Source organism: Thermobrachium celere DSM 8682 (assembly GCF_000430995.1).
GTDB lineage: Bacteria > Bacillota > Clostridia > Clostridiales > Caloramatoraceae > Thermobrachium > Thermobrachium celere.
Window position 1 is genome coordinate 5,604 of record NZ_HF952017.1, and the last position, 569, is coordinate 6,172.

The 569-nt window shown below is 29.9% G+C and carries 2 protein-coding genes; one reads left to right on the top strand and one right to left on the bottom strand.

Annotation, left to right across the window (positions count from 1 at the left end; all coding sequences use genetic code 11):
* The coding region (locus TCEL_RS13080) for a C40 family peptidase (protein ID WP_198010628.1) at window positions 1-179 on the top strand (179 nt) is incomplete at its 5' end.
* Window positions 180-192: 13 nt separating this feature from the next.
* On the opposite strand, the gene TCEL_RS00605 is transcribed toward TCEL_RS13080, so the two are convergent.
* Window positions 193-462, bottom strand: a complete 270-nt coding sequence (locus TCEL_RS00605; protein ID WP_018660021.1) for a hypothetical protein — start codon at window positions 460-462, stop codon at window positions 193-195.
* Window positions 463-569: the final 107 nt, after the last annotated feature.

A 569-nucleotide genomic window follows, 5' to 3' on the forward strand; every position in this document is an offset into this window, starting at 1 on the left:
AAGCAGTAAGCTTATCTGAAGCACAACCTGGGGATTTAGTATTCTTCCATAGTCCAATAAGCCATGTTGGTATATATGTTGGAAATGGAATGTATATTCACGCTCCAAGAACTGGAGATGTAGTAAAAGTATCCTCACTAGCTGGAAGAAAAATAACTGTAATTAAGCGTATAAAATAAGCCATAGGCTAACCTATGGCTTATTTTTTTGATACATACTGCTTACACTACCTAATAGATCATGAATAAAGTTAGAACCTCTGCTAATTAAAATACCTGTTAAAATAGGACCTAGGTATTTAATAGATAATGGTTCACCTAAAATAGAAAACATGTCTACTTTTGCAGCTATACATATTAATATGCCTACTAGTGTTGCACCAATTCTATCATAATTAATCTTATCCTTTTGTTTAAATAACTTAAGTGTTTCCCATATAGCTTCAGTTATTAGTGCTAACAAAAAATCCTTTCCATAATAAACTCAATAACTTGCTCTATGTTATTATATTATATAGATTTCAATTTTATAACAAATGAAATTTGAAATTTTTATTGACTCATCCTTCA